Origin of the sequence: Methylocystis sp. MJC1 (genome assembly GCF_026427715.1) — a bacterium.
GTDB lineage: Bacteria > Pseudomonadota > Alphaproteobacteria > Rhizobiales > Beijerinckiaceae > Methylocystis.
In genome coordinates this window covers 1,970,054-1,982,602 of the sequence record NZ_CP107558.1, presented here as the reverse complement: position 1 = coordinate 1,982,602, position 12,549 = coordinate 1,970,054, and the positions used below count along the sequence as shown (strand labels likewise).

Annotated in this window: 10 protein-coding genes and 1 riboswitch; of the genes, 4 read left to right on the top strand and 6 right to left on the bottom strand. The window is 63.3% G+C overall.

The window, feature by feature from the left end; all coding sequences use genetic code 11:
- Positions 1-249: 249 nt before the first annotated feature.
- Positions 250-645, bottom strand: a complete 396-nt coding sequence (locus tag OGR47_RS09600) for a cytochrome c-554 (RefSeq protein WP_165048509.1) — start codon at positions 643-645, stop codon at positions 250-252.
- Positions 646-975: 330 nt separating this feature from the next.
- Positions 976-1,605 (bottom strand): alpha-ketoglutarate-dependent dioxygenase AlkB family protein, encoded by a 630-nt coding sequence (locus OGR47_RS09595; RefSeq protein ID WP_165048506.1) that lies wholly within the window; start codon positions 1,603-1,605, stop codon positions 976-978.
- A 308-nt stretch (positions 1,606-1,913) separates the two neighbouring features.
- On the opposite strand from OGR47_RS09595, the gene OGR47_RS09590 reads away from it, so the two are divergent.
- The gene (locus OGR47_RS09590) at positions 1,914-2,528 is read left to right on the top strand and encodes a glutathione S-transferase family protein (RefSeq protein WP_165048504.1); all 615 of its coding nucleotides are present in this window, start codon (positions 1,914-1,916) and stop codon (positions 2,526-2,528) included.
- Between the two features lie 121 nt (positions 2,529-2,649).
- Here the strand turns inward: OGR47_RS09590 and OGR47_RS09585 are convergent, their stop codons facing one another.
- The 3 genes from OGR47_RS09585 to mog all read right to left on the bottom strand — a co-directional run bounded on the left by OGR47_RS09585 (position 2,650) and on the right by mog (position 4,800).
- Positions 2,650-3,276, bottom strand: a complete 627-nt coding sequence (locus tag OGR47_RS09585) for a 2,3-bisphosphoglycerate-dependent phosphoglycerate mutase (RefSeq protein ID WP_165048502.1) — start codon at positions 3,274-3,276, stop codon at positions 2,650-2,652.
- A 16-nt stretch (positions 3,277-3,292) separates the two neighbouring features.
- A complete protein-coding gene (gene dapB / locus OGR47_RS09580; RefSeq protein ID WP_165048500.1) occupies positions 3,293-4,108 on the bottom strand; it encodes a 4-hydroxy-tetrahydrodipicolinate reductase in 816 nt (271 codons plus the stop codon).
- A gap of 149 nt (positions 4,109-4,257) precedes the next feature.
- Entirely contained in the window at positions 4,258-4,800 is a 543-nt protein-coding gene (mog, locus tag OGR47_RS09575; RefSeq protein WP_165048498.1) for a molybdopterin adenylyltransferase, read from the bottom strand.
- Between the two features lie 355 nt (positions 4,801-5,155).
- Here mog and OGR47_RS09570 point away from each other — a divergent pair, with 355 nt between their 5' ends.
- Both OGR47_RS09570 and OGR47_RS09565 read left to right on the top strand, forming a co-directional pair.
- Positions 5,156-5,662 carry a septal ring lytic transglycosylase RlpA family protein gene (locus OGR47_RS09570; protein WP_246729545.1) on the top strand — a complete coding sequence of 169 codons (507 nt, stop codon included), beginning with the start codon at positions 5,156-5,158 and terminating at the stop codon, positions 5,660-5,662.
- Positions 5,663-5,862: 200 nt separating this feature from the next.
- Entirely contained in the window at positions 5,863-7,575 is a 1,713-nt protein-coding gene (locus tag OGR47_RS09565; RefSeq protein ID WP_165048496.1) for a fibronectin type III domain-containing protein, read from the top strand.
- 163 nt (positions 7,576-7,738) lie between these two features.
- Here OGR47_RS09565 and thiC read toward each other — a convergent pair whose 3' ends face one another.
- Positions 7,739-9,565, bottom strand: coding sequence for a phosphomethylpyrimidine synthase ThiC (gene thiC / locus OGR47_RS09560; protein WP_165048494.1), 1,827 nt, complete (start codon positions 9,563-9,565; stop codon positions 7,739-7,741).
- An 86-nt stretch (positions 9,566-9,651) separates the two neighbouring features.
- Positions 9,652-9,746: riboswitch (TPP riboswitch) on the bottom strand.
- 249 nt (positions 9,747-9,995) lie between these two features.
- Between thiC and OGR47_RS09555 the strand changes: the two genes are divergently transcribed.
- Positions 9,996-12,479: a cation-translocating P-type ATPase gene (locus tag OGR47_RS09555; protein ID WP_165048491.1), complete on the top strand. Its 2,484-nt coding sequence runs from the start codon at positions 9,996-9,998 to the stop codon at positions 12,477-12,479.
- The last annotated feature ends 70 nt before the right edge of the window (positions 12,480-12,549 follow it).

Below are 12,549 nucleotides of genomic sequence, written 5' to 3'. Positions count from 1 at the left end.
AGACCGATTGCCGCCAGACTCGATCCCATGTTCCGCTTGAGTATTGCAGTGCAGAATTCTCAGTCAACGCCCAGAACTGGACCTTGGAAATCTTACAAGTTTGTCGCTTTTCCTGGAATAATTCCGCCAAAACCTATGTTGGAAATGCTCCATTCTAGACAATTCTATTCCTGATTGACTGTGATAATTTTGAAACAAAAAAGCGGCCCTGAATCAGGGCCGCTTGTATCTTGAGACGTCGGGCTTGGATTACTTGCTGCCGTCGGCCTTGAACTGGGAGAGATAGGCCCAGACGTTGTCCTGGTCGCCTTCCGAGGCGAGGCCCTGGAAGATCATCTTGGTGCCGGGCACCTTGGCCTTCGGGTTCTTGACGAACTCCTTGAAGGTGGCCTCGTCCCAGGTGATGCCCGAGCTCTTCATCGGCTCGGAGTAGTTGTAGCCCTCGGCCGTGCCAGCCTTGCGGCCGCTGATGCCGTTGAGCTCCGGCGCGACGGCGTTCTTGGCGCCCGGGCCGACCTGATGGCAGGCCTTGCACTTGGCGAAGACCTTTTCGCCCGCGGCGGCGTCGCCAGCAGCGAAGGCCTGGCCGGCGGAAGCGGCGAAAGCGACGCTCGCAGCGAACGTCAGCAGGGAAATCGTCTTCATCCTTGATCCTTTCCTCATCCTCGGCGGCTGCAAATTTGCGTCCGCCCACATTCTTTAAAACGCGCGTGCCAATGGTTCGGCGCTCGCGGGCGCTCTTTGAGACGGCGGCGAAACTACAACGAAGGGGCGCTCTGACACAATACCGCCACTTGATTAGTCTCAAGCTTGCATTTTGGCGCGGGCGAGGTGAACCGGAGCTGAACTGCGTTTACATGACGCCTCGCGCTCGCCGTGACTGCTGAGCAATGCGAGCGATGAGAAATCGCGCGAAACCAGACTCCTGGCGCGTTTTCCCGCCTTAGAAGTCCGTCAGCTTTTGTGGAACGCGCGCTAAGTCACGCGCCGCAATGTCAGATTGACCCGCACCCCCTGCCCGGCGAGCGGCGCCGGCAATGGCGTGAGGATGGACGGCAAGATGCGGTCGACCCCATGAAAACATAGCCGCGCAGGCCCGGAAAGAATCAGTGCGTCGCCCGACGACAGCGTGAGGGCTGTCGTCTTGTCGGCGCGTTTGCACCCGCCGAGGCGAAAGCGGCAATCGGCGCCGAGCGACAGCGAGAGGATCGGCGCCTCGACATCAGCTTCGTCGCGATCCTGATGCAGGCCCATCTTCGCATCCGCCGCGTAGACATTGACGAGGCAGGCCTCCGGCGGCTTCGGATAGGCGGTCAGCTTATCCCAAATATCGAGCAGCATCTGCGGGATGGGCGCCCATGGCGCGCCGGTTTCTGGATGGCGCGGCTCATAGCGATAGCCCCTGTCCTTGTCGCTCATCCAGCCGAGCGGCCCGCAATTGGTCATGCGCACCGACATGGGCAGGCCGGATTTCGGCATGCGCGAGACGTAGAGCGGCGCTTGGGCGATGGCGTCGGCGATTTCCTGCGCGAGTCGCGCCTGCGCGGCGGCGTCGAGAAAGGCCGGGTAGTGAAACGCGCCGGGGGTGATTTGCCGTGCTTCCATGGTGCGTTACTCTACATGCCGGTTGGCGCTTTTTCTTGTGGACGGTCGCGCAGCAATACGGATTTCGCTCGATTGGTCCGTTGTCATTCCCCACGCTTGCGAAGCAGAGGCGGGAGTGCTTCTCAGCAACTGTTGGGCATTTTTCCCGAAATGAAATCTTGCCGACCAACTTGGCGATGGCTACGGTTCACGCGGAAAAGAACATTTGTCCCCGCCGCTGCGATCGTTGGCGCCTTTCTCTTTAGGGTCCGTCGCGCATGACGATGATCAGGCGCCGCCCCCACGCTCCAACACTAGCGGACCGAACAATGTTGACGCTCTATGGACAAGCCCGGTCGCGCGCGAGTCGTTCATTATGGGCGCTAGAAGAGATTGGGGTTCCCTACCAGCACATCCCCATCCAGCCCTATACGGAGAGCCGCTCGGCGGAGTATTTGCGCGTCAACCCCAATGGACATGTTCCCTGTCTGAATGACAACGGGTTTGTTCTTTGGGAGTCTCTCGCCATCAATCTATATCTCGCCGAAACCTATGCAGGCGCCTCCCTGTGGCCGGCGGATGAGAAGGGTCGCGCCAGGATGTATCAATGGACTCTTTGGGCCGCCAACGAGATCGAACCGCGTATCATAGGCGTCGCTAGAAGCCTCTCGAAGAAGGAGCCTGAGCCCGTTGCGGCGTGGGTTGAGCAAATCTCGGCCGCGCTTCGCATCCTGGACGACAGTCTGCGCCAGCCATATTTGTTGGGAGACGACTTCACCGTCGCGGACATCAACCTCGCCTCGACGCTCCGTGAACCGGGCGAAACCGGTATTTCCAGCATTGAGGAGATCGACGTTACCCCCTTCCCAAATGTAACCCACTGGCTGGATCGCTGCTCCGTGCGGCCCGCGAACCGCCGCGTCGCTGCACTTGCAGGCAGATAGAGATGGACGCGTCGGTGACAGGAAGACCAATCCGAGGATCACGCGACGGGGCGGCGAAACCTGCCCCGCCAAACCGACCTATTTCAATTGCCAAAGCCCGGGCAGGCTTTCGCGGCCGCTATCAATGCTCCAGCACCGTCTTCGACGCCACAGTCGAATCCGCGTTGAGCTTGTAGATGATCGGCACCCCGGTTGCGAGCTCCAGCGTCGTCACGCTTTCGGGGGTCATCTGCTCAAGCACCATGCACAGCGCGCGCAGCGAATTGCCATGCGCGGCGACGAGGACGCGCTCGCCGCGCATCACCGGCGGCAAAATACGTTGGACGTAAAAAGGAACAACGCGCGCAACCGTATCCTTGAGGCTCTCGCCGCCGGGCGGCGGCACGTCATAGGAGCGCCGCCATAGACGCACCTGCTCCTCGCCCCATTTCTCGCGCGCCTCGTCCTTGTTGAGGCCGGAGAGATCGCCGTAATGGCGCTCGTTCAGCGCGCGATCTTTCACGGTCGGCACATTTGATTGGCCCAGCTCCTCGAAGATGAGCTGCAGCGTGTGCTGCGCGCGCAGCAGCGCCGAGGTGAAACCGACGCTGAACAGCAGATCGAGCTTCCTCAGCTCACGTCCGGCGCGGCGCGCTTCCTCGACGCCGAGCGGCGTGAGGTCGGGGTTCTTCCAGCCGGTGAAGAGATTTTTGGCGTTCCATTCGCTCTGGCCATGCCGGACGAGGACAAGCGTGCGGTTCATGCTCATGTCGGTCTCGCAAAACTCACGCGCCGGAAAGGCCCAGCACATCGGCCATGGAATAGAGCCCCGGCGCCTTTTCCCGCGTCCAGAGCGCCGCCGCGATCGCGCCGCGGGCGAAAATGCCGCGATCCTCGGCGCGGTGGGACAGTTCGATCCGCTCGCCCATGCCGGCGAAGATCACCGTATGCTCGCCGACGACGGAGCCGCCGCGCAGCGCCGCGAAGCCGATGTCGCCGGCCTTGCGCGGCCCGGTGAGTCCGTCGCGGCCGCGCGCGCTATGCTCGGCGAGGTCGATCCCCCTGCCCTTTGCGACAGCCTCGCCCAACAGCAGCGCCGTGCCCGAGGGGGCGTCCACCTTCATCTTGTGATGCATTTCGACGATCTCGGCGTCCCAACCAGGCCCCAGCGCCTTGGCCGCCTTCTCGACGAGGACAGCCAGCAGATTGACGCCGAGGCTCATATTGCCGGAGCGCACCACCACCGTCTCGCGAGCGGCTTCGCCGATCGTCGCAAGGTCTTCCGGCGCAAGGCCGGTCGTCCCGATGACATGGGCGACACGCTTCCTGGCGCAGGCCTTGGCAAGCGCCACCGTCGCGGCGGGAGCCGAAAAATCTATGACGACGTCGGCCTCAGACAAAGCAACGTCGATGTCGCTCGTCACCGGCACGCCGTTTGGCCCCTGCCCGAAGGCGGCGCCGCTGTCGGCTCCGATTGCCGGCGACCCTTCGCGCCCCAGAGCCGCCACGAGCCGCACGCCCAGCGTGTCCGGGATGGCCCGCGTCAGCATACGGCCCATGCGGCCCGTCGGGCCTACCACGACCAGACGCAAATCGCTCATCTCTTCAAGCCCTCGTCTGCGGCATCCACCAAGACGCGCGAACCGGCGACTCGGGCCTTCTACGCGTATCTCCCTATACAGACGGGAGGGCCTCAAGAGAAGCCTTCCCATTGTCGCGGCGCGAAAGCGCTTACTGCCCGTACGGGTAGTTATTTCTTCGGCCGGAAGGCCGTCACCCGCGCTGGATCGGTCTCGATATAGGCCGCGCCGATGAGATCGAGGCAATAGGGCACGGCGGGCATAACCGCGTTCAGGCACAGCTCTATTGCGGCCGGTTTTCCGGGCAGGTTGATGACCAGGCATTTGCCGCGATGCGCCGCGAGCTGGCGCGACAGAATGGCCGTCGGCGTCTGCGCGAGCGAGACTTGCCGCATCAGCTCGCCGAAACCCGGCAGCTCGCGCGGACAGGCGGCCAGCGTCGCCTCCGGCGTCAGATCGCGCGGGCTCGGACCCGTGCCGCCGGTCGTGACCACGAGGTCGCAGCCGAGAGCGTCGGCGAGGTCGATCAGCGTATCCCGCACGCTTTCGAACCCATCGGGGATCACCCGGCGCTCGATGCGAAAAGGTGTCGTCAGAACAGAGGTCAGATAGGCCTCGATCGCCGGCCCGCTCTCATCCTTATAGACGCCGGCGCTGGCGCGGTCCGAGGCGGTGACGACGCCGATGACGGCGGGGCGTTTGGTGTCGGTCATGCGTAATGTCTCCCCCGGGTCTTTTGGCGCCTCGCCGCCCATTTGTCAGCCTTTCTCGATGAAAGGCGTTTGCGAGAAGCTCGTGGGATATCGCCGGATATTTCAATATGAATACCAGTCTCGTGGATAATCTAGCAGGCCTTTATCGTACATGTTTTCACGCCTCTTCGTAAATGAGGCGATTATGCGCCATGAATACGCAAACCGGTAACAGGACATTTTCGCCACATTCTATCTTTAGATCGCCAATCCTCACCTACACCATGCCTCATCGAAATGAGATTGAACGCATTTCAGTCTGTATGCGCTCAATTATTTATTTTGTTGGAGGCAGTCATGAGGAGATGAATACGGAATGAAGCGTGTTTCTGTTGTCGTAGCCGCGTTAGGTCTGATGAGTGTTCCCGCCGCCGCTCAGGATTTTCTTTCACAACTCTTCGGCGGAACCGATGCTGGCTCGCAACAACAGCAGTCAACCGAGACGCGCCATTATGGCTACGGCCGCCACGCCCGAGGTGACGAAAACGCCTTCGGCTACGCCATGCCCGAGAATGCGCGTTCCTTCGTGGCCAACGCCTCCTATTACGGCGGCGGCCCGCGCAAATATGAGCCCAATAGCCATACGGCGAACGGCGAGCGTTTCAATCAATGGGGCCTGACGGCCGCCCATCGCACCCTTCCGCTCGGCACGCGGCTGCTTGTTTCGCATGGCGGCCGCTCGGTCGTGGTGCGGGTCAATGATCGCGGCCCGGCGGCCTGGACCGGCCGCAGCCTCGATCTCTCGCGCGGCGCCGCCTCGCGGATCGGCCTCATTTCCTCCGGCACGGGCGCCGTGCATGTGCAGGTGCTTGGCCGCAGCTGAGATAAGTGAGCCGCGCCCGGCCGCCGAGGCCGGGCGCGCGCAATTTCGAAATCGTCAAACGCACGCGTCGGCCGACTTCGTAAAATTATACGAATAATTCCTAAGTATTTTTTCAGAGTTTGAGCACGATCGAATGTCTACAAGCTAGATCGTGGCGCTCAAGGCGTCCGCCGTTCCTTTCTATTCCTATCGGGGCTAAAATGATCAACCAGCGTTTAAAGGCGCAAGTGGTAACGACCGTCATCGGATGCTTGGTCAGCGCGCCCACCTTCGCCGCCAATTCCTGCCCGGCTCCCTGGAGCGCGTCCGCCACCTACGCCTCGCCGGGCAATCTGGTGAGCGAGAGCGGCCTCGTCTACCGAAACAACTGGTGGACGCTCGGCGACGAGCCCGCCACCCATAATGGCGTCTATCCGGGCTCGGGCCAGCCGTGGACCAATGTTGGCGCCTGCGGCTCCTGCACAACCGCCCCGCCAACGCCCGCCGGCCTGGCCGCCTCCGGAACCACGAGCACCGCCACGACCCTGAGCTGGAGCGCCGTCACGGTCCCCTCCTGCGTCGTGACCGGCTACAAGGTTTATAAGAACGGCGCCCTGCTCGGGACCGTCACCGGCGCCAGCGTCGCCGTCTCCAATCTCTCGCCGGCCACGACATATAGCTTCGCGGTCGCCGCGGTGGACGCCGCCGGCGACTCCGCGCAATCGTCACCGATCACTGTGACGACCCAAAGCGCCAGCGGCGGCGGCGGCAACACTGGCGGCTCCAGCCAAAGCTCGGGAACGATCAACTTCCATCTCTGGCTCGGCGTCGGCACGGCCCAGGATTCCCTCACGCTGACGGGCGGCAATTACGACGATCTGATCGCCTCGAACGTCATTGCGGGCGTGATGTATTCTCACCTCGTCAAGGAAGGCTTCCCCGGCGTTCAATTCAACAACGACTATCTGGTCGGCTCGATTTTCGCGCAGCTTTTGCAGGAGAATATCGAGACACAACTCTATACGTCGAGCTCGGATCTCATCGATCCCTCGCCGCTTCAACAGGCGGTGATGGGGGTTGGCCAAGGCGGGCCATACCAGATCAATAATTACGCGGCGGATATGGTCTCGGGCAGCTACACGCCAGACGGACATTCGCTGATCAATTATGTGGCGATCCAGAAAAACATCGGCTTCACCATCGCGAACGCCGCGCAGCAGCACACGCTGTCGACGCCAGCGTCCTTCAACAACAAATATTACGGGCCGATGCTGCCGGCCTTCTTCCACTACAACGACCTTGTGGCGCTAAACGTCACCGGAAAGGGCGCGGGCGGATGGGTGACGCCGTGGGAACCGGATTTCGACAATGCGTTGGTCACCTTCAAGACGCTGCCCAACAGCTTCCTCGAAGTGATCGCCAATGCGGCCTACAACCAGGGCTATTACGGGCCTTTGGTGTCCCGTTACAGCAAGCTCGGCGCGACTGCGACGGCTGCGACAGTGGCTTCGATCAACTCCTACGCCTCTGTCTGGGGGAGCACGGACACTTACGCGCAATATCCCTATCAGGTGCATTATTATCTGGATCAGCTCTATGGGAACCCGATCCCCACGACGAGCGCCACCGCCGTCGTCACGCCGCAGAACCACGTCGTCATCAGCATGAGCGCGCTGGCGAATGTGTTTTCCAAGGTCGTCCAGACACTCGACTATTCGAATGGAACGGCGCCAGCGCAAATGTTCACCGCCAATCAGGCGGCGGCGGCGTTCACGTCGAGCCTGACGAAGAACGCCGTATCGACAACGGCTTCGCTCGATCTGAGCAACGCCTCGTCGCGCGCGGTGATCTTCGCGGTGATCGACAATGCCTTGTCGAATCTGGAAACTGCGGTAGGCATGAAGTTCAACGCCACGACCTTGTCGCAGCTTTGAGCGCCGAAGACTGATACGGAATCTGTGGTCAGGTTGTCATTCCCGACGCTCGCGAAGCGAGCGATCGGGAATCCAGAGCAGAAACAGCGCTCTGCGGGGCTCTGGATTCCCGGTCGGGCCTTTGGCACGCCGGGAATGACAGTTGCAGACGCGAGCATTCAACTCACCCCCGCACGTAAATCTCCGCGCCTTTCTCCATAAACTCCTCGGCCTTCTCAGCCATTCCCTTCTCGCGCGCCTCGATCTCCTTTGCCTCCTCGCGCAAATCGCGCGTGATTTGCATGGAGCAGAATTTCGGGCCGCACATGGAGCAGAAATGCGCGACCTTATGCGCCTCCTTGGGCATGGTCTCGTCGTGATATTGGCGCGCGGTGTCGGGGTCGAGGCCAATCTCGAACTGGTCGTTCCAGCGGAAATCAAAGCGGGCGCGGCTCATGGCGTCGTCGCGCTCGCGCGCCGCTGGATGGCCCTTGGCGAGGTCGGCGGCGTGGGCGGCGATGCGGTAGGTTATAACGCCCGTTTTAACATCGTCGCGGTCTGGCAGGCCCAAATGCTCTTTAGGGGTTACGTAACAGAGCATCGCCGTGCCGAACCAGCCGATCATCGCCGCCCCGATGCCGGACGTAATATGATCGTAGCCGGGCGCGATGTCGGTGACGAGCGGACCGAGCGTGTAGAACGGCGCCTCGCCGCAGGCTTTCAGCTGCTTGTCCATATTGGCTTTGATCTCGTGCATCGGCACATGGCCGGGGCCTTCGATCATCACCTGGCAGCCCTTCTCCCAGGCGATCTTGGTGAGTTCGCCGAGCGTCTCCAGCTCCGCGAATTGTGCGGCGTCATTGGCGTCGGCGTTTGAGCCGGGGCGCAATCCGTCGCCGAGAGAGAAGGAGACGTCATATTTGCGCATAATGTCGCAAATCTCGTCGAAGCGTTCGTAGAGGAAGCTCTCCTTATGCTTGGAGAGGCACCAGCGCGCCATGATCGAGCCGCCGCGCGAGACGATGCCGGTGACGCGATTTGCGGTGAGCGGCACGAAAGCGAGACGCACGCCCGCATGGATCGTGAAATAATCGACGCCCTGCTCCGCCTGCTCGATGAGCGTGTCTTTGAAGACCGCCCAATCGAGCTTCAGCGCGTCGCCGCCGACCTTCTCCAGCGCTTGATAAATCGGCACGGTGCCGATCGGCACGCTCGCGTTGCGGATGATCCAGTCGCGAATGTTGTGGATGTTGCGGCCGGTCGAGAGGTCCATGACCGTGTCGGCGCCCCAGCGCGAGGCCCACACCATCTTCTCGACTTCCTCGGCGACCGAGGAGGTCACGGCCGAGTTGCCGATATTGGCATTGACCTTCACGAGGAAGTTGCGGCCGATGATGACCGGCTCCAGCTCCGGGTGATTGATATTGGCCGGAATGATGGCGCGGCCGCGCGCGATCTCCGAGCGCACGAATTCGGGCGTGACGAATTCGGGTATGTCCGCGCCGAAGCTTTCGCCATCGGCGATGCGGTTTTTGGCGGCGTCGAGCGCGCGTTCGCGGCAAAGGTTCTCGCGATGCGCGACATAGATCATCTCCTCCGTGACGATCCCGGCGCGGGCGAATTCGAGCTGTGTGACAGGCGCCGAGCCGGCGGCGCGATAAAGCTTGCGCTCGGCCGGGCATGGCGGCACGAGCCGCTCGCCTTCGGCAAAGCCATTGTCCTCGGGCTTGACCGCGCGGCCCTGATAGGCCTCCAACCCCGCGCGCGTCGCGAGCCAAGGCCGCGCCGACGGCAGGCCAGCGGAGAGATCGGGCGTGAAATTCTTGCAGCCATAGGGGCCGGATTGGTCGTAGACCCGCAAGGGCGCCTCGCCGGATGAGGGATCGAGCGCGATCTCGCGATAGGGCACGCGGATGTCGGCGCGCCCTTCGGGCGACGAATAGAGCTTGCGCGACTTGCCGATCGGGCCGGTGGTGACGCTGAGCGGCGTGCGTTTGTCGTGGATATTCATCGTCACGCTTCCTTCGATCGCGCTCCTTAAAAGGGAGCGGATGAGGGCCAAGCAGACTAAGAACGGAATCCGGATGAGGGGCGCGGCGCGCCCTGCCCTGGCATTCCCTCCGCCGGCATGACCCGGATCAGGTTCGACGGGTGCTTCTCAGCCGCAGCCTGCGGCGCCCCTCGCCATTGAAAGGAAACTAATCGCTTCCCCCCGTGGCGGCAAGACGGATGGGGACAGATGGCCGAGCCCTCGCTAGATTGCGCGAAGGAGCCCTTTGGGAGGAAGTCGCATAAGGCGCTCGCTTGCGCTCAATTTCTTTGCGGGCCCCTTCCGTCGCGCGTAGCGGATAGCGCCCCTATTCGAGATTGGCCTATACGGCCGCAAAGCGAGACCCGCGTTAGATTGCGCTTCTTCATTTGCACTGACGAGACTGGCGGACATGAACCAATCCTCTCTGCGCGGGCTCTCCTCCGAAGAAGCCGCGCGCCGCCTTGCAGAATTCGGCCCGAACGCCCCGCCCGAAGCCAAGCCCCCCGGCGTCTTCGCGATCGTCCTGCGCACGCTCAAAGAGCCGATGTTCTTCCTGCTCGCGGCGGCGGCGACGCTATACCTATTCGTCGGCGATCTCGGCGAAGGACTCTTCATGGTTGCCGGCGCCGGCGCGACCATCGGGCTCGTCGTCATCCAGGAGCTGCGCAGCGAGCGCGCCCTTCAGGCCCTTCGGCAGCTCGCGGAGCCCATGGCGCATGTCATTCGCGACGGCGAGGAGCGACGCATTCCCGCGCGCGATCTCGTTCCGGGCGACATTGTTCTCGTCGGCGAGGGACAGCGGGCGCCCGCCGACGCCATTCTTCTCGCCGGCGACGCGCTGGTAGTCGACGAGTCGATCCTCACCGGCGAATCCGCGCCGGTCACGAAGACGCTTGCTGGCGACGGCGCGGAGCTCGCCTTCCCGGACCCAGGCGGCGATTACACGCCCTTCCTCTATGCCGGCTCCATGATCGTGCGCGGCTCTGGCGTGGCGCAGGTTGCGCGCACGGGCCCGCGCACGGCGGTCGGGGGACTTGGCGCCTCGCTCGCCGCCATCAAGGGCGAGCCGAGCCCTTTGCAGAAACGTACCGGGGCGCTGGTAGCGCGGCTCGGCGCCTTCGCCCTGCTCTTCTGTGCGCTGGTGATCCTCGCTTACGGCCTCGTGCATGGCGATTGGTTCGAAGGGGCGATCGCCGGCATTACGCTCGCCATCGGTCTGCTGCCGGAAGAATTCCCGATGGTGCTGGCGATCTTCCTCGCCATCGGCGCCTTCCGGCTCGCCAGCCGCAATGTGCTTGTGCGCCGCTCCTCCGTCACCGAGACGTTGGGCTCGACCTCCCTCCTCTGCGTCGACAAGACGGGCACTTTGACCGAAAACCGCATGGCCGTGGCGCGGCTCTATATCGGCGATGGCGTTGAACCGGTACCCGACGCGCCGGACGCCGAGCAGCACCGGCTGATCCAGGCCGCGCTACGCGCGTCGAGCGCCAACCCGGTCGACCCCATGGACCGCGCCATCCATGCGATGGCCGAAAGGTTGGAAATCCCAGCTGGCGGCACGGCGATCGAGAGCTTTCCCATCAAGCCGGAGCTGCTCGCTTTCATTCAGTCGTGGCGGGTGGATGGCGGCGCGTTGAAAGCCGCCAAGGGCGCGCCCGAGGCGATCTTCCGGCTCGCGCGAGCGAGCGAAGCGGAGCACGCGCGTTATGCGTCCGTTGTCGAGGAGATGGCGCGAGAGGGATTGCGCGTGCTGGCTGTGGCGGAGACGCCGATTGTCGCTAGCGGACTCGACGACGCGCCCTATGGCGTGATTGGCCTTGTCGCCTTCGAGGATCCGATCCGCGACGACGTTCCCGAGGCGGTCGCCGCCGCCCGGCGCGCCGGCGTGTCGGTGGCGATGATCACGGGCGACTATCCGGCGACGGCGCTCGCCATCGCCAAAGCGGCGGGCATCGACACCATAGGGGGCGTTCTCACCGGCGCGGACATCGCACAGATTCCTTCTCAGGAAGTGGCGCAAAAAATCCGCGACGTGCGCGTCTTCGCCCGCGTGATGCCGGCGAACAAGCTGGCGCTGGTCGAGGCGTTCAAGGCCGACGGCCATATCGTCGCCATGACCGGCGACGGCGTCAACGACGGGCCGGCGCTCGCCGCCGCGCATATTGGCATCGCCATGGGCCAGCGCGGCTCGGACGTGGCGCGCGAAGCGGCGCATATTGTGCTGCTCGACGACCGCTTCGCCTCCATCGTCGCCGGCGTGGCGCTGGGGCGGCGCATTTCCGCCAATCTGCGCAAGGCGCTCACCTATATCACCGCGATCCATGTGCCGATCGCCGGCCTCGCGCTCGCGCCCATTCTGATGGGCCTGCCGCCCTTGCTGCTTCCGGCGCATGTGGTGCTGATGGAATTGATCATCGACCCCACCTGCTCTCTCGCATTCGAGGCCGAGCCCGGCGAGCGGGACGCCATGCTGAAGCCGCCGCGACCGCAAAGCGAGGCACTCTTCGGGACGCGCGACCTGCTGCTCGGCGTCGTCCAGGGCCTGTCGGTTTTTCTGGCGGTGCTGAGCGTCTATCTCCTCGCGAATGGCTTTGGCGTCGACGAGCCCGAAGGTCGAGGGATCGCCTTTGCGACGCTCATCATCGGCAATCTGACGCTGGCGCTCTCTGACGCTTTGCCGAAGGGCGTTTCGCCCTTTGCGCGCGAAAACCTGTTTTTCTGGGCGATCGCGGCGGTGGCGCTCTCCGTCGTCGGCGCCGGTCTCTATTTCCCGCCGCTTGCGGCGCTGTTGCATTTCGGACAGCCGGACATGACGGCGCTTGGTCTCGCTGCGCTGCTCGGGATCAGCGCGGGCGGATGGTACGGCATGTGGCGTCGGCTGATCGATTTTTGAGGCCCGCCTCGCTCGGCAGCGCGCGTTTGCATTTTTGGCCCATCGGCTGGTATGGGCTTTGCCTCGCAGG